Origin of the sequence: Myxococcus sp. AB025B (genome assembly GCF_006518215.1) — a bacterium.
Classification (GTDB): Bacteria; Myxococcota; Myxococcia; order Myxococcales; family Myxococcaceae; genus Myxococcus; species Myxococcus fulvus.
This window is the reverse complement of sequence record NZ_SRLW01000583.1, coordinates 1-2074: the sequence shown is the minus strand read 5'-3', so window position 1 is coordinate 2074 and position 2074 is coordinate 1. Positions and strand designations below refer to the sequence as shown.

Here is a 2074-nt window from a genome sequence, read left to right as displayed (position 1 = left end):
GACTCAAGCGCCTCGTCGCCTACGTCACCCCCTCGGACGTCGACACCTCCTCACTCCGCACCGAGCTGCTTCTCAACCTCCCCGAGTACATGGTGCCCTCGGCCTTCGTCGCCCTGGACTCCCTGCCTCTCAACACCCACGGCAAGCTCGACAGGAAGGCTCTGCCCGCTCCCGACTCCGGGCCCACTGACTCCTTCCTCGCCCCTCGCAACCCCTCCGAGACGCTCCTCGCCTCCATCTGGGCAGAAGTCCTCCACCTCGACGCCGTCAGCGTCTCCGACGACTTCTTCTCCTTGGGTGGCCACTCCCTCCTCGCCACCCAGGTCGTCTCTCGCATCCGCAAGGCCTTCCAGGTCGAGCTGCCCCTGCGTGCGCTCATCGAAGCGCCGACCATCGGGGAGCTCGCGCAGCGGGTCGAGGCAGCTCTGAGTGAGGGCCCGTCCAACACACGGCCTCCGCTGGTCGCGGCGCCTCGTACCGGGCCGCTGCCGCTGTCCTTCGCTCAGCAGCGACTGTGGTTCCTCGACAGGCTGGAGCCCAACAACGCCTCCTACAACATCCACTCGGGCAAGGTGCTCGATGGTGCGCTGGATACGGCCGCGCTGGAGCGGGCGCTCCAGGAACTGGTGCAGCGACACGAAGCGCTGCGCACCTCGTTCCACGTGCAGGAGGACGGCACCGCGGTCCAGGTCATCCATCCGCACGCCGAGCTGTCGGTCCCCGTCATCGACCTGCGGCACCTGACGGATTCCGCCTTGGACGCGGAGGTGGGGCGGTTGACCTCCGAGGAGTCCGGCAAGCCGTTCAACCTGACGAGCTCGCCCCTGCTGCGTGCGTCGCTGTTGCGCGTGACGGAAGAGAGCCACGTGCTCCTCGTCACGGTGCACCACATCGTCTCGGACGGCTGGTCCAACGGCATCCTGCTGCGCGAAGTGGGCGCGCTCTACGAGGCGTTCTCGCAGGGGCGACCGTCCCCGCTCGCGCCGCTGGAGTTCCAGTACGCGGACTACGCGCTGTGGCAGCGCGGCTGGCTGAAGGACGAGGCACTGGAGCAGCAGCTCTCCTGGTGGAGGCAGCAGCTCGCCGGCGCTCCCCATGCGCTGGAGCTTCCGACCGACCGACCGCGACCGCCCGTGCAGACGCATGTCGGCGCAACGCTGCCCGTCCACCTGAGCACCGAGCTGACCGAGTCACTCCGCGCGCTGTGCAAGCGCGAGGGCGTCACGCCCTTCATGGTGCTGCTCGCCGCGTTCCACACGTTGATGGCGAGGTACTCGGGGCAGGACGACATCGTCGTCGGCTCGCCCATCGCCAACCGGCAGCAGACGGAGCTGGAGGGCATCGTCGGGTTCTTCGCCAACACGCTCGCCCTGCGTGCACGACTGTCCGGGACGATGTCGTTCCGCGAGCTGCTCAGCCAGGTGAAGGAGACGACGCTCGGGGCCTACGCGCACCAGGACGTGCCGTTCGAGAAGCTCGTCGACGAGCTGAAGCCCGAGCGTGACCTGAGCCGCTCGCCGCTGTTCCAGGTGATGCTCGCGCTGCAGAACACTCCGCGACAGGCGCGTGGTGATGCGCGTCGTGAGGAGGCGGCTCCCACGCCGGGCCCCACGACCGTCACCCACGGCAGCGCCAAGTTCGACCTGTCCCTGCTGCTCGCGGACCACGGCGACGACATCAGCGGTCTGCTCGAGTTCAACACCGACCTGTTCACGCCGGCCACGGCCATGCGGATGGGCGCGCACTTGCAGCGGCTGTTGCAGTCCGCCGTCCGCGCCCCCAGCCAGTCCATCTGGCGACTGCCGATGCTCGATGCACAGGAGCATCAGCAGCTCCTCGTCACCTGGAATGACACCTCGGGCGAGTCGCACGCGGCCACGACGATGCATGGGCCGGTGGAGGCACAGGTGCGCCGTACGCCTGACGCCATCGCGCTCTCCGACGGTTCGCGCTCGCTCTCCTACGCCGCGCTCGACGCTCGCTCCAATCAGCTCGCCCACCACCTGCTCGCCCTCGGGGTCTCTCCGGGCAGTGCCGTCGGCATCTGCCTCGACAAGTCCCTCGACATGGCCGT

1 protein-coding gene is annotated in these 2074 nt (G+C 68.6%); it reads left to right on the top strand.

Features of this window, described 5'->3' with window-relative positions:
- On the top strand, positions 1-2074 hold a 2074-nt coding region (locus FL311_RS42780; RefSeq protein ID WP_141333383.1), incomplete at both ends, for a condensation domain-containing protein.